Source organism: Streptomyces sp. NPDC086777, from assembly GCF_040702065.1.
Taxonomy (GTDB): Bacteria; Actinomycetota; Actinomycetes; order Streptomycetales; family Streptomycetaceae; genus Streptomyces.
In genome coordinates, this window is the sequence record NZ_JBFBJI010000012.1 from 129,918 (window position 1) to 149,581 (window position 19,664).

The 19,664-nt window shown below is 74.6% G+C and carries 11 protein-coding genes and 1 pseudogene; 8 read left to right on the forward strand and 4 right to left on the reverse strand.

Annotation, left to right across the window (positions count from 1 at the left end):
• The first annotated feature begins 706 nt into the window (after positions 1 to 706).
• Positions 707 to 1,864, forward strand: a complete 1,158-nt coding sequence (locus AB0472_RS18875; RefSeq protein WP_366357585.1) for an ROK family transcriptional regulator — start codon at positions 707 to 709, stop codon at positions 1,862 to 1,864.
• 78 nt (positions 1,865 to 1,942) lie between these two features.
• Here the strand turns inward: AB0472_RS18875 and AB0472_RS18880 are convergent, their stop codons facing one another.
• Positions 1,943 to 2,704: a GntR family transcriptional regulator gene (locus AB0472_RS18880; protein ID WP_366357586.1), complete on the reverse strand. Its 762-nt coding sequence runs from the start codon at positions 2,702 to 2,704 to the stop codon at positions 1,943 to 1,945.
• 491 nt (positions 2,705 to 3,195) lie between these two features.
• Here AB0472_RS18880 and AB0472_RS18885 point away from each other — a divergent pair, with 491 nt between their 5' ends.
• Positions 3,196 to 4,026, forward strand: coding sequence for an alpha/beta fold hydrolase (locus tag AB0472_RS18885; protein WP_366357587.1), 831 nt, complete (start codon positions 3,196 to 3,198; stop codon positions 4,024 to 4,026).
• A gap of 102 nt (positions 4,027 to 4,128) precedes the next feature.
• On the opposite strand, the pseudogene AB0472_RS18890 reads toward AB0472_RS18885, so the two are convergent.
• Positions 4,129 to 5,022 (reverse strand): annotated as a pseudogene (locus AB0472_RS18890) (EamA family transporter); the annotation flags it as partial.
• On the opposite strand from AB0472_RS18890, the gene AB0472_RS18895 reads away from it, so the two are divergent.
• The 5 genes from AB0472_RS18895 to AB0472_RS18915 all read left to right on the forward strand — a co-directional run bounded on the left by AB0472_RS18895 (position 5,013) and on the right by AB0472_RS18915 (position 14,070).
• Positions 5,013 to 6,479, forward strand: a complete 1,467-nt coding sequence (locus tag AB0472_RS18895; RefSeq protein ID WP_366357588.1) for a PLP-dependent aminotransferase family protein — start codon at positions 5,013 to 5,015, stop codon at positions 6,477 to 6,479. The pseudogene AB0472_RS18890 and the gene AB0472_RS18895 overlap by 10 nt on opposite strands.
• A 138-nt stretch (positions 6,480 to 6,617) precedes the next feature.
• The gene (locus tag AB0472_RS18900; RefSeq protein ID WP_366357589.1) at positions 6,618 to 8,198 is read left to right on the forward strand and encodes an alkaline phosphatase D family protein; all 1,581 of its coding nucleotides are present in this window, start codon (positions 6,618 to 6,620) and stop codon (positions 8,196 to 8,198) included.
• Between the two features lie 153 nt (positions 8,199 to 8,351).
• Positions 8,352 to 9,794, forward strand: a complete 1,443-nt coding sequence (locus tag AB0472_RS18905; RefSeq protein ID WP_366357590.1) for an SWIM zinc finger family protein — start codon at positions 8,352 to 8,354, stop codon at positions 9,792 to 9,794.
• The gene (locus AB0472_RS18910; protein WP_366357591.1) at positions 9,794 to 12,514 is read left to right on the forward strand and encodes a DUF6493 family protein; all 2,721 of its coding nucleotides are present in this window, start codon (positions 9,794 to 9,796) and stop codon (positions 12,512 to 12,514) included. The genes AB0472_RS18905 and AB0472_RS18910 overlap by 1 nt, the downstream gene beginning before the upstream one ends.
• A 116-nt stretch (positions 12,515 to 12,630) precedes the next feature.
• Positions 12,631 to 14,070: a GNAT family N-acetyltransferase gene (locus tag AB0472_RS18915; protein ID WP_366357592.1), complete on the forward strand. Its 1,440-nt coding sequence runs from the start codon at positions 12,631 to 12,633 to the stop codon at positions 14,068 to 14,070.
• Between the two features lie 165 nt (positions 14,071 to 14,235).
• Here AB0472_RS18915 and AB0472_RS18920 read toward each other — a convergent pair whose 3' ends face one another.
• The gene (locus tag AB0472_RS18920; protein WP_366357593.1) at positions 14,236 to 15,435 is read right to left on the reverse strand and encodes an epoxide hydrolase family protein; all 1,200 of its coding nucleotides are present in this window, start codon (positions 15,433 to 15,435) and stop codon (positions 14,236 to 14,238) included.
• 213 nt (positions 15,436 to 15,648) lie between these two features.
• Here AB0472_RS18920 and AB0472_RS18925 point away from each other — a divergent pair, with 213 nt between their 5' ends.
• Positions 15,649 to 18,453, forward strand: coding sequence for a LuxR family transcriptional regulator (locus tag AB0472_RS18925; RefSeq protein WP_366357594.1), 2,805 nt, complete (start codon positions 15,649 to 15,651; stop codon positions 18,451 to 18,453).
• Here AB0472_RS18925 and AB0472_RS18930 read toward each other — a convergent pair.
• Complete coding sequence (locus AB0472_RS18930) at positions 18,450 to 19,634, reverse strand: PLP-dependent transferase (RefSeq protein ID WP_366357595.1); 1,185 nt, start codon at positions 19,632 to 19,634, stop codon at positions 18,450 to 18,452. The two genes, AB0472_RS18925 and AB0472_RS18930, sit on opposite strands and share 4 nt — an antisense overlap.
• Positions 19,635 to 19,664 lie beyond the last annotated feature (30 nt).

A 19,664-nucleotide genomic window follows, 5' to 3' on the forward strand; every position in this document is an offset into this window, starting at 1 on the left:
GGCCTCTACGTGGGCAGGAGGCCTCTCGCGCCGAGCCGAACCGGCCGGCGACGGTCGTGGCTGGCAAGGCGTCTCCTCCGTCGGGGTCGAGAAGGTGTCGTGTGTTCATCGCATCCGTTCCCCAGGTCGGCCCATATGCACCAGACGGGCCGACAATCCGACGAGTGTTCACCGCGACGTCGGCCAGGACCGTCGGGCCCGGCACCGCACGATAGGGCCGGCCCGGTGGAGACGTATGGGACCGCTCCCCCAACGCAGCCCGGCCGGCCTCACAAGTCGCCAAACCCACCCCCGGTCGACACACCGCCACCGGTCCTCACCGGCGGTCCTCGTGCCGCAACCAGTCCCTCGCTGGGCAGAGACAACCATAGCGTCCTGGTAGGCAACGTGACATGACAATCGGAGCCGCTCGGCGCGTCGCGGCACGTGCGCGCCACCGCGCCCCGCCCTGCCGGTCGACGTGGCGACCGAACCGAGTCAGCCGATCCGGCCGAGGCGGACGTGGCGCGTCGGGGATTCCACGAGCCGTGCGCGAAGTGAGTCGGAGTCGGGCCGGCCGGTCGCGGCCGGTCCGGCCGCGACCGGCCGTGGTCACGCCCCGCTGATCGCGGATCTCCGGCAGATCGAAGGCATCCGGCACTCGCCTGGGTCGACGGCACCGAAGTACGATCCGGCCAACGTGCGGGGCAAGCTGGGAGGACGGACCTTGGCGGGATTGACCGGCGGTGATCCGTCTCTGCTGCGAAGGATCAATTCCGCGGTGGTGCTGCACGCGTTGCGGGCCACGGACTGTGCGACGCTCACCGAGATCACCCGCGTGACGGGGCTGTCCCGGCCGACCGTAGAGGGGGTCGTGGAGGGGCTCATCGAGGCCGGACTGGTCGTCGAGACGGCGGCCGAGGAGGGCGCCACCCGGAAGCAGGGGCGGCCGGCGCGGCGGTTCCGGTTCCGGGCCGAGGCCGGACACCTGCTGGGCCTGGAGATAGGCCCGCACCGCGTCGCCGCGCTCCTGTCCGATCTGGACGGGCGGGTGCTGGGGGCGCAGGCCAAGGAGGTCGACGAGTCGGCCGACGCCGACGAGCGGCTGGAGCGGCTGCGCACCGCCGTCGCCGAACTGCTGCGCCGGGCCGGGGTCGCGCGCAGTTCGCTGCGGGCCGTCGGGGTCGGCACCCCCGGCATCGTCGAGGCGGACGGCCTGGTGCGGCTGGGCACCGCGCTGCCGGAGTGGACGGGACTGCCGCTCGGCGAGCGGCTGAGCCGGTCCTTCAAGTGCCCGGTCCTGGTGGAGAACGACGCCAACACGGCGGCCGTGGCCGAGCATTGGAAGGGTGCCGCCACCGATTCCGACGACGTGGTGATGGTGATGGCCGGGCTGAGTCCGGGCGCCGGATCGCTGATCGGCGGGCGGCTGCACCGGGGGTACGGCGGGGCGGCAGGGGAGATCGGCGCCCTGCACCTGCTGGGCCGGGAGGTGACCCCGGAGACGCTGCTGTCGACCACCGACGAGCCGCTGCACCCGCTGGACGAGCAGGCGGTCGCCGAGGTGTTCGCGCTGGCCCGCAAGGGGGACGCGCGGGCGCGGGCGGCCGTCGACCGGTTCATCCAGCGGCTGGTCCACGACGTGGCCGCGCTGGTCCTCGCGCTGGACCCGGAGCTGGTGGTGATCGGCGGCTGGGCGGCCGGGCTGGACGGTGTCCTGGAGCCGCTGCGCCGCGAGCTGGCCCGGTACTGTCTGCGGCCGCCCCGGGTGGCGCTCTCCCTGCTCGGTGAGGCGGCGGTGGCGACGGGCGCGCTGCGGCTCGCCCTCGACCATGTGGAGGAACAGCTCTTCGCGGTCGACGGGACGGTCACCGCGCGCCGCTGACCGGCGGCGCCGGGCCGGGAGACGCGTCGCCCCGGAGGTGGTCCGGGGCGCGGTCCGGTCGTCCGGCGCGGTGGCGAGCTAGGAGGCCTGCCGCTCGGGGCCGTGGTGGATCTCCACGCCGCCGGTGTCACCGAAGGTCAGCCGGCAGGTGTCGGCGCGGTAGGTGGCGACGGAGAGCGCGGCGGTACGGCCGGCGGCGAGGAACCGGGTCGTGACGACGAGCACCGGGGCGCCCGGGAGCCGGTCGAGCTCCTTGGCGTCGTCCGCGCGGGCCGAGCCGAGCTCCACGGCGCGGTCCTGGCCCTCGAGCTCCAGGCGCTGCAGCTCACGCAGGACCGCACGTGCGCGGGGCGCTCCGGACGGCGCGTCGATCGCCGTCAGCTCCGGGACCGAGGCCGCCGGGATGTAGAGCAGTTCGGCGGCGACGGGCTGGCCGTGCGAGACGCGGGAGCGGCGCACGATGTGCACGGGCTCCTCGGAGCCGGTCTCCAGGGCGGTCGCGACGGCCGCGGGCGGCACCGCGAGGGTGCAGTCGGCGGGCTGCCAGGCGTCCCCCGTGGCGCCCGGCCAGGCGTGCTGGTCGGTGCCGACCGCCACGCCCATGCGCGGGGGCGCGACCGTGGTGCCGACACCGCGGCGGCGCTGCAGCCGGCCCTCCAGTTCGAGCTGTTCGAGTGCCTGGCGGAGGGTGGCGCGGGCCACGCCGAAGCGGGCGGCGAGGTCGCGCTCGTTGGGCAGGATCTCGCCGACCGAGAACTCCGAGTCCAGTGCCTCACTGAGCACGGTCTTGAGATGCCAGTACTTCGGTTCCGGCACCGATTCCAGCTGCGTGGTCCCCACCCTGTCCTCCGCAATCGCCGTGGTCCGGCGGCGTTTTAGCGCCCTTGTTTATTAAAGGTTGTTTTACTTATCTGCGACGATAGGGCGGCGCAGACCCTTGGTCAAGACCAATCCTCGATCCCTGGGTCAACGCATAGAAAGCGGTGCCACAGAGCGTTCACGCGGCGTTCGCGCGGGTGCGTTTTCGTGACATGGCGGCAAAGCTCCCGCCGCACGGCGGGAAGCGGCCCGGAGCGGGGCGAACGGCGGCCTGTGCCGCGGTATCACCCGTCGCGCGTCCGACACGTTCTCGCATGTCAGGGCCGAATCGCAGCGTGTCCCGCGCCGTCGGCCCACAATGGGCCGGAGCCCGGCGGCCCGGGTTCGGAGGTGGCCGGCGCGTTGACGGCGAGGGCCGGCCCACGACACGCCCCACCGGGGACTACCCGTCAGTAGCAATTGCTGACAAGCTGTCTACGGCGTCCGCCGAAGTCGCCAGACGAGGAGCCCCCATGTCCGCCACCGTCTCGTTCAAAGCCCCGGCCGCGCACGGCCGGCAGGATGTGACCGTCTCGTACGCGCGCGTGGGCCGCGGCGAACCGCTGGTCCTCATCCACGGCATAGGGCATCACCGGCAGGCCTGGGACCCCGTGGTGGACATCCTCGCGACCGAGCGGGACGTGATCGCCGTGGACCTGCCAGGGTTCGGCGCCTCCCCGGCGCTGCCCGACGGCCTCGCCTACGACCTGCCGACGACCAACGCACTGCTCGGCGCCCTGTTCGAGGCCCTGGAGCTGGACCGGCCGCACGTGGCGGGCAACTCGCTCGGCGGGCTGCTGGCGCTGGAGCTGGGCCGCGAGAAGCTCGTACGGTCCGTCACCGCCCTCTCCCCCGCCGGGTTCTGGTCGCAGGCCGAGCGCCGGTACGCCTTCGGTGTGCTCATCGCCATGCGGCGGATCGCGGAGCGGCTGCCGCTCCCGCTGGTCGAGCAGCTGTCCCGGTCGGCCGCCGGGCGGGCCGCCCTGACGAGCACCATCTATGCCCGCCCTGCGCGCCGTTCACCCGAGGCCGTGGTCGCCGAGACGCTGGCCCTCGCCCGTGCCAGCGGATTCGCCGAGACCCTGCGGGCGGGTGCCGCCGTCCAGTTCACCGACGACGTCCCCGGCATCCCGGTCACCGTGGGCTGGGGCACCCGGGACATGCTGCTGGTGCGCCGCCAGGGGGTGCGGGCCAAGCAGATCATCCCCAAGGCCCGGCTGGTCCGGCTGCCCGGCTGCGGGCACTGCCCGATGAACGACGACCCGGCGCTGGTCGCCCGCGTCATCCTCGACGGCAGCCGCTGACCGACGGCCGCCGAGGCGAGCCGGAATCCTCGTCGGCCGGTGGGTGACCGTGTCCGCCGGGGCGCCGGGCCGCGGCCGGGCGCCGGCGCCCAGGGCGACCCCGGCACCCACCAGGGCCCCGCCGACGGCCTGGGCGACGCCGTAGGAGCCGGTTCCGACGAGCGGGGCGGTGCAGACGGCGGCCAGCGGGACGAGGCCGGTGAACAGCGTCGCACGCTCCGTGCCGATCCGCTGGACGCCCAGGTACCAGCACACGAACCCGACGACGGTGACGACCGCCGCCTGCCACAGCAGCGCGGCCGCCTCCGTGCCGTCGGGCCGCCGCAGCCACGCCCCGCCGTCGAGCACCGCCCCGGTGGCCGCCGCCTCGGCCGCGGCGAGGGCGCACACGACGGCGGTCAGCAGCCGGGGGCCGAGCGCGCGCAGCACCGGTCCCGCGAGCACCGCGAACCCGACCTCACCGGCCAGGGCGCACCCCGAGAAGGCGAGACCGGCGGCGTCCGTCCGCCCCCAGCCCTGGACCGCGAAGGCACCGGCCGCGACCAGCAACGCCCCGTGGAACACCCGCCGTTCGGGCCGACGGCCGGCCAGGAGCGGGACCAGGACCGCGACCACCACCGGCGCGCAGCCGACGAACACGCCCGGCACCGCCGGTTCCGCGGTGCGCTCGGCCGCGAGAACCGCGAGGTTGAAGCCCACCATCCCGACGGCGGCCAGCAGGGCCGACCGCAGCCACCCGCGGGCGCCGAGCCCGCGCAGCCGCCCGGCCGCACCCCGCCCGACGAACGGCACCAGCAGCAGGCAGGCCAGTGCGTAGCGGAGGAACTGGCCGCCCGCGTAGGGGTAGTGGCCCAGCACGCTGTTGGCGGTGAAGGAGGCGCCGACGAGCACGTAGGCGAGCGCGGTCGGCAGGGCGCCGCGCGTGGTGGTCGCGTTCATGACGACGACGCTAGGAACCCGGGCGGCCCGGATTAAGGTCCACTGCCATGACGTCATCGGGGACCAATCCGGCCGGCCTGCCGGGCTCCGCCGCGTGGGAGCTGCTGCTGCCGGCCGCCTCGGCACCGGCCCGCGCCCGTGGGCGTTTCCTCCAGACGGCGCTGCGGGAGGCGATCCGGGCGGGGCGGCTCGCGCCGGGCACCCGGCTGCCGTCCAGCCGCGAGCTGGCCCAGGACCTCGGGGTGTCGCGGGGGCTGGTCACGGAGGCGTACGAGCAGCTGACGGCAGAGGGCTACCTGCGCAGCGGGCGGGGGGCGGGGACCTGGGTGGGCGGTGCCGTGCGGGCGGCGGCGCCCCGCGCGCGTGACCTCGCGCCGCGCCCGCACGGCCTGCGGGTGGACTTCGTGCCGGGGTCGCCGGACCTGTCGCTGTTCCCGCGCGCCGCCTGGGCCACCGCCCAGCGCGAGGTGCTGGCCGGGCTGCCGCACCACGACCTCGGCTATCCGGACCCGCGCGGACTGCCCCGGCTGCGCTCGGCCCTCGCCGAACTCCTGGCCCGGCGCCGGGGCGTGGTCGCCGACCCGGAACGGCTCGTGATCGTCTCCGGAGTGGCGCAGGCGGCGGCGCTGCTCGGATCCGTGCTGCACGCGCGCGGGGTGCGCGAGATCGGCGTGGAGGACCCCGGCAGCCCGCAGCACGACGCCCTGTACGCGGCGGCCGGGCTGCGCACCGTCCCGCTGCCCCTGGACGCCGAGGGCCTGGCGCCGGGCCCGCTGCACGCGTCCGGCGTCCGCGCGGCGGTGACGACGCCCGCCCACCAGTACCCGACCGGGATCGCCTGCTCCCCCGGTCGCCGCGCCCGGCTGCTGGACTGGGCCCGCTCGGTGGACGGGCTGCTCCTGGAGGACGACTACGACGGCGACTTCCGTTACGACCGGGCCCCGGTCGGCGCCCTCCAGGGCCTGGACCCGGAACGCGTGGCGTACACGGGGTCGGTCAGCAAGTCCCTCGCCCCCGGACTGCGGCTGGGCTGGCTGCTGGTGCCGGAGTCCCTGACGGACGCGGTCGTCGAACGCAAGCGGACCATGGACCTGGGGCATCCCTCCCTCGACCAGGCGGTGTTCGCCCGGTTCCTGGAGTGCGGCGAATACGACCGGCAGCTGCGCCGCTGCCAGCGCGCCTACCGGGAGCGGCGGGACGCCCTGGTCGCGGCCCTGGCCGAGCACTTCCCGCACGCGCGTGTGTCGGGGATCGCCGCGGGGCTGCACGCCATCGCCGAACTGCCCGACCGGTACGGGCCGGAGAGCCGTTTCTTGCGCCGGGCGGCGGCGGCCGGCGTCGCGCTGCGTCCGCTGAGCGCGTGCACGCACCCGGCGGGCGGGACCTGGCCGGCGACCGCCGGACCGCCGCCCGGCGACGAGCCCGGCGTACGGCTGGTGCTGGGGTACGCGCACCTGCCGGCGGCACGGATCCGGGAGGGCGTGCGGGTGATGGCGGAGGCGACGGCCGAGTGACGGCGGCACGGCCGCCCTGCGAAGGGACAGCGCCTGCGGGGCCTGTCAGTTGTTCACTCGCGGTTTGCGTGTGCGCTGCGGTGTCCCCGTAGTTGTGGCTGTGCACCCCTGGCCGGATCCCCTTCTGGAGGCCCATCCATGTCCCTTTCGCTCCCTGGCCGCCGCAGTGTGCTGCGCGGCTCCCTCGCCGCGTCGGCTGCCCTGGCCCTGCCCACGGCGCTCGGCTCCGCGCCGGCGTTCGCACTGTCCGGGCGTCCCCGCGCCGACTGGGGCGTGCAGGCGGGCGACGTGACCGCCGACTCCGGCCTGGTGTGGGTCCGTTCGGACCGGCCGGCCCGGATGATCGTGGAGACCTCGGCCACGGAGTCGTTCCGCAACGCGCGCACCTGGCGCGGTCCGCTGCTCGGCGTGGACAGCGACTTCACCGGCACCACGCGGCTGCACGGGCTGCCGTCCGGCGAGCAGATCCACTACCGGGTGCGGCTCGCCGACCCCGACGACCCGCGCCGCACCGGCGAACCGGTCACCGGCACCTTCCGCACCGCGTCCGCGCGCCGCCGACAGGGCGTGAGGTTCCTGTGGTCCGGCGACCTGGCCGGGCAGGGCTGGGGCATCAACGAGTCCATCGGCGGCTACCGCATCTTCGACGCGATGGCGAAGCTGGACCCGGACTTCTTCCTGTGCAGCGGTGACAACATCTACGCCGACGGCGTGATCACGGCGACCCAGGCGCTGCCCGACGGCAGCCTGTACCGCAACGTCACCTCCGAGGCCAAGTCGCACGTCGCGGTCACCCTGGAGGACTTCCGCGGCAACTTCCGCTACAACCTGCTGGACCAGGCGCTGCGCCGGTTCAACGCCCAGGTCCCGAACGTCATCCAGTGGGACGACCACGAGGTCCGCAACAACTGGTACCCGGGCGAGGTCATCGGCACCGGCACCCCCTACCCGGCCGGCACCAGGCTCGACGACATGGCGGTGCGCTCCCGGCGGGCGTTCTCCGAGTACTTCCCGATCTCCACGATCAGCGGCCGCCCGGACGGCCGGATCTACCGCGTCCACCACCACGGCCCGCTCCTGGACGTGTTCGTGCTGGACATGCGGACGTACCGCGACGCGAACTCGCCCGACGACCAGACCACCGACCGGCAGGGCATCCTCGGGGCCGAGCAGCTGGCGTGGCTCAAGCGCGAGCTGTCCCGGTCGCGTGCGGTGTGGAAGGTGATCGCCGCGGACATGCCGATCGGACTGGTCGTGCCGGACCCGGTCGAGGGCAAGGCGAACTTCGAGGCCGTCGCCCAGGGCGACCCGGGCGCGCCGCTCGGCCGTGAGCTGCAGATCGCGGAGCTGCTGCGGTACGTCAAGCACCGGAGGATCACCGGCACGGTGTGGCTGACGGCCGACGTCCACCACACCTCGGCCCAGCACTACGACCCGTCGCGGGCCGCGTTCAAGGACTTCGCGCCGTTCTGGGAGTTCGTCTCCGGCCCGCTGAACGCCGGTGCCTTCCCGGCCAGTGCGCTGGACGGCACCTTCGGCCCCGACCGGGTGTTCGTCAAGGCGCCGACCGCCTCGAACGTGTCACCCGCCGAGGGCTACCAGTTCTTCGGCGAGGTCGACATCGACGGTGACAGCGGTGAACTGACGGTGCGTCTGCGCGAGTACGACGGCACCGTGCTCTTCACGCGGAGGTTGCAGCCGGGCCGCGTCGGCCAGTAACTCCCGTACGCTTTGCCCAGGGCCGCGCACCGGCGTCATCCCCCGGCGCGCGGCCCTGCCGCATGCTCCGAACCTGCCCGCCCGCAGAGCCGCCCTCACCGGCTCTCACGCAGGTCGGAGCCGATTGTCAGTGGCCGCCTCTACGGTTTTTCCATGACGCGATCTTCACAGGCCGTGGCCTATCGCCAACCCTCCGTGCTGCGCTCCGGCGCCGGCGGCCGCCGTCTCGGGCTCGAGACCTCCCGGGGTGCGACTCCCACCGGGATCCAGGACCATCCGCGGTTCTTCGCGGGCTTCCTGACCTCCCCTCAGGTGGCCGCGGCCGGGCTGCTCGCGGTGGCCGACGTGGCCGCCGCGCGGTACTACCAGCCGCAGCTGCGCGCCTCGCTGGACCCGGTGGTGACGGGCAACGGCGACCGGCTGCGCTTCGAGTCCTTCTCCGGCTGCGGCGGGGTGTACGCCCGCCTGGACGTCCTCGGCCCGGGCCTGGACGGCGGCGAGGTGGGCCACGGCACGACGAACGTCGACGTCAACAACCCGCTGCGGGAGGCGCTCTCCCGGCTCGGCTCGGACGATCCACTCCATCTGCGGGTCGGCCCCGAGGAGTTGGCGGTCACCACGCTGGCCGGCCCGGTGGTGGAGAAGAAGGTCCCGCTCCCCGACCGCTGGCTGCGCGGCTTCGCCGAGGCGCAGGTCATAGCCGCCGGGTTCGATCTGCGGGCCGAACTGTCGGCGGACGAGGCGGTGCGGTTCCTGCGCTCGCTCCCCAGCGGCGCAACCGCACGCCGGGGCCCGGCCGGTCCCGGCTGGGTGGTGCCGGTGGGCCGGGGGCTGCGGCCGACGACACGGCCGGTGCCGGGCGCGGTGTGCCTGCCGGGACCAGGCCGGCTGGCCGCGTTGCAGCGGGTGCTGCGCCATGCGACGGCCCTGCGCGTCTACGGCCCGCAGGGCGCCCTCGCCGCCGCCGGTACGGCCGCCGCCTGGGAGGTGGTGCTGCCGGGCATGCGGCTCACGCTCACCCTGTCGCCGGACCCGGCCCGGGGGTTCTCGGGCGAGGGCGGGGTGCTGGACGCGCTGGCCACCGACGAGGCCGCCGAGGACGCGGAGCTGATCGCGGTCCTGCTGGCCTGGGAGCCCCGTGTCGACGTCACCGACCTCGCCGCCTCCGCCGGCCTCTCCCCGGAGCGGATCCGCGCGGCCCTGGTCCGCCTCGGGACCTCGGGACGCGTCGGCTACGACACGGCGGAGGCCGCCTACTTCCACCGCGAACTGCCCTACGACGCGGGGCGCGTGGAGCGGCACAACCCCCGGCTGCGGTCGGCGCGGGCCCTGGTGGCCGCCGGAGCGGTGGCCCTGGACGGCGAGCCGGCCACGGTGACGGCCGAGGACGGTCATGTGCACCGGGTGCGGGAGACGGCGGGGGTGCTGAGCTGCAGTTGTCTGTGGTGGGCGAAGTACCGGGGCGGCCGCGGTCCGTGCAAGCACGCGCTGGCGGTGCGGATGGTGCGCAGGGGGGCCGCGGTGGAGCAGGACGTGAAGCGGAACGTGGCACAGGACGTGGCACAGGGCATGGCGGAGATCGGCGGGGGTGCGTGATGAGCGCGGTGCTGGAGGCGGTACGGGCGGGGCGCGTCGGGGAGACGGCGCTCCTGGTGGAGAAGTTGACGGATGCCGAACGACGGGCGCTGCTGCCCGAGTTGCAGGGCCTGCGCAAGGAGCTGCGGGCCGCGCCGTGGGAGAGCGGGGCCCAGCGCACCTGTCCGGCGCTCCAGGTGGCGGGAGCCATGTGCCACTCGGGGGCCGCGGCGGCCGCGACCTGGATCACGGGGGCCGACATGCGCTGGCGCCAGGCTCCGGCGGACATGCTGCTGAAGGCGCTGGCGGACCGGGGCGCCGGCTGGCAGGCGGACGTGGCCCGGCGGCTGGCCGCGCGACCGGTCTCCGCGGACGTGCCGTTCCCGCTGATCGCCGGACTGGCGCGGCGCTCGGGATGCGCGGTACCGGTGTCGGACGCCTCCGTGGTCGGCTGGGTCCGGCACGTCGGCCACGGCTGGGGACGCGTCCCGCTCGTCGACCGGCTGCGCGCCGAGCCCGACCTCGCGCCGCTGGTGACCGGCCTGTTCGAGCTCTCCGATCTCGGCGAGGTCCGCTGGCTGTTCGGCGACGGTCCCGGTTCCTGGCAGAGCGCCCTCGCGGAGCTGACGAGCGCGGGCGTGCTGGAGCGCAAGGCCGTGGTCGACGCCTGCGTGGCCCGGCTGCTGCGCGGCGGCGGCCCGACCGACCACCGGGTCTTCCTGCCGCTGCTGGGCAGGCTCGCCCTCACCCGGGAGGAGGAGCGCGAGCGGGTCGCCGACTGGACGGCCCTGGCCCGGGACGCCGCCTCCCCGGTCGCCGCCCACGCCCAGTCGGTCCTCGCCGCCCTCGCGCTCGACGGCGACCTCACCGCGAGCCGGCTGGCCGAGGCCTCCGAAGGACTGCTGTTCCGCGCCGAGAAGAAGCTGGTGCGCGCCCAGCTGGTGCTGCTCGGCAAGGTGCTCGCCCGCGACCCGGCCTCGGCCGCGGAGCTGCTGCCGGCGGTGGCCCGGGCGTTCGGGCACGAGGACACCCAGGTGCAGGAGCGGGCGGTGAAGCTGGTGGAACGGCATGCGAAGCGGCTCGGCGGCGAGGCGGCGTCCGGGACCGGCATCGCCGCCGCGGCCGAGCAGCTGAGCCCGGCCCTGCGGGTGCGGGCCGCGGCCGCCCTGGGCATCGCGCCCGCGGCGGAGCCCGAGGCGTACGAGGAGGTGCTGCCGCCGGCTCCGGAGCCGTTCCGGGTCGCGGACGCCCCGGATTCCGCCGTGGAACTCGCCGAGGAGGTGTCGGCCCTGCTGGCGGCGGACGGGGACGTGGCCACGTTCGAGCGGGCGCTGGACGGCCTGGCCCGGCATGCCCACCGCGACCAGGACGCGCTGCGCGAGGCGCTCGAACCGGTGGCGGCGACCCGCTGGTGGTGGGAGCCCGAGTCGTACCGGCGGCAGCAATGCGAGGAGCACTTCGGGCACACCCGGCGCGGTCTGCTCACCGCCGAGGGCGGCCTCGAACTGATCCTCGCCACGCTGTACGGGGCCGTGAGCACGGCCACCCTGCTCGCCGGGCTGCGGGCCGGGCCGGCCGACCACGACTGCGCACGCCACGGGTTCTCCCGCGTCCTGGACGTCCGGCTGCGTGAACTGGCCCACCGGATACGCACGGACCCCCAGCCCCTGCTCCTGGCCACGCCGTCGTGGAGCACCGGGCTCCTGGAGCCGGCCGAGCTCGTCGACCGGCTCGACACCTACCGTCGGCTGGGTGCCCGGGTCGGTGCCGCGGACTTCGCCCAGGCCGTGTTCCGGGTACGCCGCCAGGACCGTGCGGCTGCCCTGGCGGCGGCCGAGCGTGCGGTCGCGCTCGGCACACCGGAAGGCGACCGGCTCGCGCGTCTGCTGTCGGCCGAGGAGGCCTCCGCGCCCTCGTCCCGCCGCCGTACCTCGGGGCCTCGGATCCTGGTCGAGTCGGGTGAGGTCCAGGAATTCCAGGCGGACTTCCCGGAAGCCTTCCGACGGCTCGGCCGGCCGGTGACCGCCTTCGGCGAGAGCCGGTACTGCTACCACTGGGGGCAGGAGAACCACGCGCACTGGCCGGCCGTGCTCCCGGAGCGGCGTGAGCTGGTGGCCGTGCGGTTGGTGAAGGACCTGTCCTGGAGCACCATGAGCGACCAGCGGGGCACGACCGCCGCCCTCCCGCTGCTCGCCGAGTCCGGCGGCCCGGCGGGCGAGAGCACGCACCTGTGCGTGGCGTACGGGCTGGGCGCGCGGCATCCGGAGGACCGGCTGGCCGCGGTGGACGCGCTGCTGGTGCTCGCCGCCCGCGGACAGCTCGACACGGAGCGGCTCGGTGCCGACCTCGGCCAGTTGGTCCGGCGCGGTGCGGTGAAGCCGCTGCGGCTGGCGGAGGCGGCCCGGACGGCGGCGGCCACGGGGGCGAACGCGACGATCTGGGAGATGCTCCGGCACACCCTGCCCGTGCTGCTCGCGGACCTCGCGACCGGGGGGACCTCGGGCGCCTCGGGCGCGGCGGGCGCCTCGGGCGCGGCGGGCGCGCCTCGCGGGCTCGGGGAGCTGCTCTCGGTCGCCGCCGACTGCGTCGAACGGTCCGGGGCCCGGGGTGAGCTGCCGCATCTCGCCGGGGCGGCGGCCCGGCGCGGCTCGTCCCGGCTGGTGGTCCAGGCCCGTCGGCTGCGGGACGCGCTGGCGATGGCGGCGGCCGTCCGGGAGGGACGGGAGCCGGTCCTTCGCTGACCTCGGCAATTATTGAAACCAGTACATAGGCGACGTAAACATGCTTTACCCATCGGTCACAGAGCGTTCGTGATCACGCAACACCGTTGCTTCACAGTGGCTGCATGAATCGAGACATGTCTGATGTGACACGCACGAGGAACGGACGCCCCGTGCACCACTGGCGGCGGGACGTCATCGAGCTCGCCGCCCTGTTCACGGCGGTCGCGGCGGCCGACGGGGTGGCCAACCTGGTCGGGCACGGACCCGACGGCCCGGCGCTGCTGGTGATCTCGGCGCTGGTGCTGGCGGCGACGGCGGGCTTCCATGTCTGGTGGGCGAGGCGCCCAGGTCACGCACCCCCGGTGACGGATACCGATACCGGCGCCCGGCCGGCCGTTCCCGAGACGCGGCAGGCCGGACCCGGCACGGTCGCCTCGGGAACCGGCGTCCGGGCGAGCACGCTGTGGCGGCTGCGGACGACGGTGCGGGACGAGCCCGGTTCGCTCGCGGCGCTGTGCGGCGCGCTCGCCGGGCGCCTGGTGGACATCCTGAGCCTGCAGACGCATCCGCTGGGCGACAGCACGGTGGACGAGTTCCTGCTGCGGGCTCCGGGTGAGCTGACGGCCCGCGAGATCACGCGGGCGGTCGCGCTGGCCGGGGGCACGGACACCTGGATCGAGCGGGCCGACGCCCACGATCTGGTGGACGCGCCGACCAGGGTCCTCGGCCTGGCCACCCGAACCGCCCTGGACGCGGCGGAACTTCCGCTGGCCCTCCGGCAGTTGTTGGGAAGGTGCACGATCCGCTCGCTCCCCGCCCACCCGGTCGGCGGGGCCCGGAGCCCCGAGGCGGTTCCCGTCGAAGGGGCGCTGGAGGACACCGTGATGCGGCTGCGTGCGCCGGAGGGGGGAGTGATCACCGTGGAACGGCCGTATCTCCCGTTCACGCCGACCGAGTTCGCGCGGGCGCGGGCACTGGTGGAGCTGGACGCCCGGCTCGGGCCGCGCATCCCGCACGGCCAGGACGTGATCGCGTTGTCCGCGGGCGAGGCGATCACCGTGCGCCGGGCCGACACCGGTGACGTCGAGGCGGCGAAGGCGATGCACGAACGCTGCTCGACGCGGACCCTCGGGCTCCGCTACCACGGGCCGGTCGGGGACGCCGACCGGTACCTGAACCACCTGCTCAGTCCCCGCTTCGGCCGGACGCTGGCCGTGCAGACCGCGTCGGGCCGGATCGTCGGCCTCGGGCATCTGCTGTGGGACGGGGACGAGACGGAGGTGGCGCTGCTCGTCGAGGACGCCTGGCAGCGGCGCGGCGTCGGCGGCGAGCTGCTGACGCGGCTGGTGAGGATGGCCGTCGAGGCGGGCTGCGAGAGCGTGTACGCGGTGACGCAGGCTTCCAACACCGGGATGGTGGCGGCGATGCGGGGGCTGGGGCTGCCGCTCGACTATCAGATCGAGGAGGGGACGCTGGTCATCACGGCCCGGCTGACGGCGGAGCGGGGTGACGCCGTGACCGCCATGGGGTGGCTCTCGGGTGCCGGTGACCCCGGAAGGGCCGACGCGCCGTAGGGTTCGGGGCCGGTCGCCGACCGCGGGTGCGTGGGGGCCGGTCGCGCCCGCGCGGCGGGGCCGCACCCGGGTACGGCCCCGCGGCCGAAGGGGCACCGGGCCGGCTTGAACCATGGTGACAGGGGACGGAAGCCCCGTACGTGCCAGGCTTCCGTCCCGTGGGGGCTAGCGGAGAGAGCTGAAGCCCTTGCGGAGTTCGTCGACGAGGAGCTCGGGCTGTTCCCAGGCGGCGAAGTGGCCGCCCCTGGGGAGCCGGTTGAAGTGGACGAGGTTCGGATAGGCCTCCCTGGCCCAGCTCTCCGGCGCCTGGTAGAGCTCGTCGGGGAAGACGCTGACGGCCACGGGCAGCTTCACGCCCTTGGCGCCGAAGAAGGGCGCGGTGTTCTCCGCGTAGAGACGGGCGGCGGAGACGGCCGTGTTCGTCAGCCAGAAGAGGGTGATGTTGTCCAGGACGTCGTCTCGGGACAGCCCTTCCCGCACACCGTCGAAGGAGCGCGAGATCATCGCCAGGCTCTTCGCGTCGTGGTCGAGCAGGAACGCCGCCAGGCCGACGGGCGAGTCCGCGAGACCGGCCAGGGACTGCGGACGTGAGCCCATCATGTAGGCGTAGTAGACGTGCCGGTACACGAAGTCCAGCTGCTCGACGGCCCGCTTCTGCTCGTCGTCGGCGAGGACGACGTCGTCCGGCAGCGGATTCCCGGCGACGATCGCCAGCTCGACGGCCGGCGGGACGACCTTGGGCATGTTGGTGTGGATGCCGACCAGCCCTTCCGGCTCCTGCACGCCCATGAGGTCGGTGACGACGGCGCCCCAGTCGCCACCCTGTGCCACGTACTTCGGGTAGCCGAGGCGCTTCATCAGCTCACCCCAGGCCCGGGCGATGCGCTCCGGGCCCCAGCCCTTGGCCGTGGGCTTGCCCGAGAAGCCGTATCCCGGCATCGAAGGGATGACCACGTGGAACGCGTCCTGGGCGGAGCCGCCGTGCGCGGTGGGGTCGGTGAGCGGCTCGATGATCTTCAGCTGCTCGACGACGGAGCCCGGCCAGCCGTGCGTGACGATCACCGGCAGCGCGTTCTCGTGCTTCGAGCGGACGTGGACGAAGTGGATGTCCAGTCCGTCGATCTCGGTGATGAACTGGGGGTAGGAGTTCAGCCGCGCCTCGACCTTGCGCCAGTCGTACTCCGTGGCCCAGTAGCGGGCCAGCTCCTTGACGGTGGCGAGCTGGGTGCCCTGCGACTGGTCGGTGACGGTCTCCTTCTCGGGGAAGCGCGTCGCCTCGATGCGCGCACGAAGATCCTGGAGCTCCGATTCGGGGAACTCGCAGATAAACGGGCGGATGGCCGCCGCTGCCGAAATGTCAGACATGTTGGGGGTGCGTCTTCCGTGTTCGATCGGCGGCCCGGTGCCGCCGGCCCGTCCACAGTCCTACGGATCCCGGCGCGTCACCCCGGGGGAAACCCCGGGGTCTCCCGCACCCCCGTGGCCGGGCCCGGGGTGGGACGACGCACCTGCCGAAGGGGCGTGAAGGGAATACCGTTGAGATGACGTGCCGACGTGGTGTTCCGGGAAGATCGATCCATGGATGCACAGGCCACCGGTTCGCGGGCCGCCCTGCGGGGCCGGAGTCACGAGCTGGCCGCGCTGGACCAGGCACTGGCGACCGTGCGGGAGGGCCGCAGCGCGGTCCTGGTGCTGCGCGGCGAGGCCGGGATCGGCAAGACCGCGCTGCTGGACTGCGCGGCCGACCGGGCCACCGGGTTCCGCACCCTCCGGGTGGCAGGTGTGGAGACCGAGATGGAGCTTCCCTTCGCGAGCCTCCACCAGCTCTGCGCGCCCCTGCTGGGGGCGGCTCACCGGCTGCCCGGTCCGCAGCGCGACGCGCTGTCCGTGGCGTTCGGACTCCAGGACGGCACGGTGCCCAACCGGTTCCTGGTGGGGCTGGGCGTGCTCGGACTGCTCGCCGAGACGGCCAGGGAGCGGCGGCTGGCCTGCCTCGTCGACGACGCCCAGTGGCTGGACGAGGAGTCCCTGCAGGTGCTGGTGTTCGTGGCCAGACGACTGGCGGCCGAGCCGATGGCCCTGATCTTCGCCCTGCGGGACGCCGACGACAGCCGTGAGGTGGCCGGCCTGCCGGAACTGGTCGTCGAGGGCCTCAGCGAGTCCGACGCGCGTGCCCTGCTCGCCTCGGCGGTGCACGTGCCGCTCGACCCGCTGGTGCGGGACCGGATGGTCGCCGAGACGCACGGCAATCCGATGGCCCTGCTGCAACTGCCGAGCGCGCTGACACCCGCCGAGCTGGCGGGCGGCTTCTGGCTTCCCGGCAGACGCCCCGTGACGAGCCGCATCGAAAGCGCCGTTCACCGACGGTTCCGGTCCCTTCCGGCGGACAGCCGGCGTCTTCTGCTGACCGCCGCGGCCGAGCCCACCGGAGACCCTGACCTGCTGTGGCGCGCCGCCGCTCTGCAGGGGATACCGGAGCAGGCCGCGGCACCGGCCGAGGCCGCCGGACTGGTCGAGTTCGGCACCCGGGTGCGCTTCCACCACCCGCTGGTGCGCTCGGCGGTCTACCGTCGGGCCGCCGCGCCGGAGCGCCGGGCGGCGCACCGGGCACTGGCGGAGGCGACGGACGGTCTCCTGGATCCCGATCGCAGGGCCTGGCATCGTGCGCATGCCACGCCGCGGCCCGACGAGGACGTCGCCGTAGACCTGGCGCGCTGCGCCGACCGTGCCCAGGCCAGAGGCGGCATCGCCGCGGCGGCCTCGTTCCTGCGCCAGGCGGCGGAGCTGACTCCCGATCCCGTGCGCCGGGCCGACCGTGCACTGGCGGCGGCCCAGGCCCACATCGACGCCGGAGGGGCGGACCAGGCGCACTCCCTGCTGACCGACGCGGAGACCGGCCCGCTCGACGACCTTCAGCGTGCCCGCCTGGAGCGGCTGCGGGCCCGGCTGGTCTTCTCCCAGGTGCGGGGCGGCGCCGCGCCCCGGCTGCTGCTCGACGCCGCGAACCGGCTGGCACCTCTCGACGCGGCCCTCGCCCGCGACACCCTCCTGGAGACGTTCGGCGCGGTGATCTCCGCGGGCCGTCTCGGGGACGGGCCCGACCTGCGGGAAGTGGCCGAGACGGCCCGCTCAGGACCACCGCCGAGGTCACCGCCGCGCATGGTCGACGTGCTGCTGGACGGCATCGCCGGCCGGGTCCTGGACGGCCACGACACCGGCGCGGCCGCCCTCGGGCAGGCGCTGGACACCGTCCGGCAGGAGCTGAGAACCGGTGCGACGGCTGCGGACAGGCACGGGCTGTGGCTGGCGTTCCGTGTGACGCCCGAGCCGCTCGCACCCGAGCTGTGGAACGACGGTGCCTGGCACGAGCTGGCGGCGGACGCCGTCACCGTGGCCCGTCGGGCGGGGGCGCTCGCCGTCCTGCCGATGGCGCTGACCTACCAGGCGTGCTTCCACGTCCTGGCCGGCGAGTTCGACACCGCGGCGGAACTGATCGACGAGGCCACCGCGATCTCCGACGCGGTGGGCGGCGTGCCCATGATGTACACGTCGCTGATGCTCGCTGCCTGGCGGGGACAGGCGCAGCCGGCCAGGGCACTGATCGAGACCACCCTCGAAGAGGTGCGCCCCCGGGGTGAGGGCCGCGTGGTGGGCGTGGCCGAGTACGCCACCGCGCTGCTGTACAACGGGCTCGGCCGGTACGACGACGCGCTGGCGGCCGCCGCACGCGCCTGCCGGTACGAGGACCTGGGCCTGTTCGGCTGGGCGCTGGCCGAGCTGGTCGAGGCGGCCGCCCGCAGCGGGCGGCCCGAGGCGGGCGAGGCGGCCCTGGCGGATCTCACCGAGCGCACTCGGGCGAGCGGTACCGAGTGGGCCCTGGGCACCGGGGCCTGCTCGCGTGCGTTGCTGAGCGACGACGCCGCCGCCGACGCGCTCTACCGGGAGGCGATCGAGCGTCTCGGACGCTCCCGCGTGGCGGTCCAGCTGGCCCGCGCCCGTCTGCTGTACGGCGAGTGGCTGCGGCGCCGGCACCGCCGGCAGCAGGGCCGCGCCCAACTGCGCCTGGCCTACGAGGCGTTCAGCCGGTTCGGAGCCGACGCCTTCGCCGACCGCGCCCGCCGCGAGCTCCTGGCGACCGGTGAGACCGTTCGCAAGCGAACGGCCGGGTCCGGCGCCGGACTCACCAGCCAGGAAGTGCAGATCGCCAGGCTGGCCGGAGACCACACCAACTCCGAGATCGCCGCCCGGCTGTTCATCAGCCCCCGCACGGTGGAGTGGCACCTGGGCAATGTCTTCGCCAAGCTCGGGGTGACCTCCCGCAGGCAGCTCCGCTCGGCGCTGTCCCCGCCGAGGCCGGGAACCCCGCAGGCCCGCTCCCGCTAGGGACACAACTCGCCCAGGGCGGCGTCCAGGTCGTGCCACAGATCGTCCGCGTCCTCCAGGCCCACCGACAGACGCAGCAGCCGGTCGTTCACCCCGGCGTTCCGGCGGTCGCCCTCGTCGACGACGCGGTGGCTGATGGAGGCCGGGTGCTGGATGAGGGTGTCGACGCTGCCGAGGCTGACGGCGGGGGTGATCAGGCGCACCCGGGAGATGACCTCGTGCGGGTCGTCGTAGACCTCGAAGGCGATCATCGCGCCGCCCAGTCGCGGGTAGTGGACGCGGGCGACGCGCGGGTCGGCGGTGAGGCGGTGGGCCAGTTCGGCGGCGGTGGCGGAGGCGGCACGGACCCGGACCGGGAGGGTGGCGAGGCCGCGCAGCAGCAGGTAGCCGGCGAGCGGGTGCAGGACGCCGCCGGTGGCGAACCGTATCTTCCGGAGCTGCCCGGCGAACTCCTCGTCACAGGCGACCACTCCGCCGAGCACGTCGCCGTGGCCGCCGAGGTACTTGGTGGCGCTGTGCAGCACCAGCCGGGCGCCGAGTTCGGCGGGGCGCTGCAGCACGGGGGTGGCGAAGGTGTTGTCGGCGAGCAGCGGCACCGTGCCGCAGGCATGGGCGACGGCCCGCAGGTCGAGTTCGGCGAGGGTCGGGTTGGCCGGGGACTCGACCAGCACCAGGCCGGTGTCGGGGCGCAGCGCGTCGGTGATCCCGGCCGGGTCGGTCCAGGTGACCTCGGTGCCGAGGAGCCCGGCGGTGAGCAGGTGGTCGCTGCAGCCGTACAGGGGCCGTACCGCGACGACATGGCGCAGGCCGGCGGCCACGCGGGCCAGGAGGACGGCGGTCAGGGCGGCCATGCCGCTGGCGAAGGCGACCGCGGCCCCGGTGCCCTCCAGGCGGGCCAGGGCGGTCTCGAAGCGGGCCACCGTCGGGTTGCCGAGGCGTCCGTAGACCGGCGCTCCCGCCGGGTCCGCGCCGGCGGCGGCGAAGGCGTCGACGCGGGCGGCCTCGGCGCGGCTGTCGTACGACGGGTAGGTGGTGGACAGGTCGATCGGCGGGGCGTGCAGGCCCTGGCCGGCGAGGTCGTCGCGGCCGGCGTGCACGGCCTCGGTGGCCAGGGCGCGGCGTGTCCGGGAGACGGGGCCGCCGACGGGCGCCTGGGGGTCGTAGGTGCTCGCTGTGTCCATGACGGCAGGGTGAACAATCGACGGGGCGTG

What these genes read in the sequence shown, in the direction of transcription:
- AB0472_RS18915 (WP_366357592.1), top strand. Translation starts at nt 12,631, where the DNA reads ATGTCTGATGTGACACGCACGAGGAACGGACGCCCCGTGCACCACTGG.
- AB0472_RS18925 (WP_366357594.1), top strand. Translation starts at nt 15,649, where the DNA reads ATGGATGCACAGGCCACCGGTTCGCGGGCCGCCCTGCGGGGCCGGAGT.
- AB0472_RS18900 (WP_366357589.1), top strand. Translation starts at nt 6,618, where the DNA reads ATGTCCCTTTCGCTCCCTGGCCGCCGCAGTGTGCTGCGCGGCTCCCTC.
- AB0472_RS18905 (WP_366357590.1), top strand. Translation starts at nt 8,352, where the DNA reads ATGACGCGATCTTCACAGGCCGTGGCCTATCGCCAACCCTCCGTGCTG.
- AB0472_RS18895 (WP_366357588.1), top strand. Translation starts at nt 5,013, where the DNA reads ATGACGTCATCGGGGACCAATCCGGCCGGCCTGCCGGGCTCCGCCGCG.
- AB0472_RS18885 (WP_366357587.1), top strand. Translation starts at nt 3,196, where the DNA reads ATGTCCGCCACCGTCTCGTTCAAAGCCCCGGCCGCGCACGGCCGGCAG.
- AB0472_RS18930 (WP_366357595.1), bottom strand. Translation starts at nt 19,634, where the DNA reads ATGGACACAGCGAGCACCTACGACCCCCAGGCGCCCGTCGGCGGCCCC.
- AB0472_RS18920 (WP_366357593.1), bottom strand. Translation starts at nt 15,435, where the DNA reads ATGTCTGACATTTCGGCAGCGGCGGCCATCCGCCCGTTTATCTGCGAG.
- AB0472_RS18910 (WP_366357591.1), top strand. Translation starts at nt 9,794, where the DNA reads ATGAGCGCGGTGCTGGAGGCGGTACGGGCGGGGCGCGTCGGGGAGACG.